This window comes from Methanobrevibacter curvatus (assembly GCF_001639295.1).
Classification (GTDB): domain Archaea; phylum Methanobacteriota; class Methanobacteria; order Methanobacteriales; family Methanobacteriaceae; genus Methanoflexus; species Methanoflexus curvatus.
Genome location: NZ_LWMV01000128.1, coordinates 1 through 689, shown reverse-complemented (window position 1 = coordinate 689; position 689 = coordinate 1). Strand labels below are relative to the sequence as shown.

Below are 689 nucleotides of genomic sequence, written 5' to 3'. Positions count from 1 at the left end.
ATTGTTTTGGATATTCTTGTTCGTTTGAATGGTATTGGTAGTGTTGTGAATGTTGGTAATGTTACTGGTGTTAATGAGAATAATACTGGTGATAATAGTAGTACTCCTGATAATACTACTAATCTTACTGTTGTTCCTGCTGTAAATCTTAGTATTGTTAAAAAATCTAATGTAAGTGGCAGTGTTTTGAATGGTGTATTTGTTTTATACACAATTAATGTGACTAATTTTGGTCCTGACAATGCTACTAGTTTGCTTATTACTGATAGGTTAGATAGTAGGTTGATTTATGTGAATAGTACTAGTCCTCGTGGAACTAGTTATCTTGCAAGTACTGGTGTTTGGAATATTAATACTTTAGCTAATGGTGAGAGCATTGTTTTAGATATTCTTGTCCGCTTAAATGGCTCTGGTAATATTTTGAATATTGGTAATGTTACTAATGTTAATGAGAATAATACTGGTAATAACAGTAGTACTCCTGGCAATGATACTAATTTAACTGTTAGTCCTGTTGCTAATTTGACAATTGTTATAAAAGTTAACTCTTCAAATATTCACTCTGGTGATACAGTTAAATACACTATTACAGTTAAGAATAATGGTCCTGATGCAACTTCTACTGATGTAAGTTTCTTATTAAGTAATTCTCTAATTTATTTAAGTTCTTCTGATAATGGAGTTTATAA

1 protein-coding gene is annotated in these 689 nt (G+C 30.3%); it reads left to right on the top strand.

The annotated features are described in order from the left end of the window. The coding region (locus MBCUR_RS03290; RefSeq protein WP_157077633.1) for a DUF11 domain-containing protein at positions 1-689 on the top strand (689 nt) is incomplete at both ends.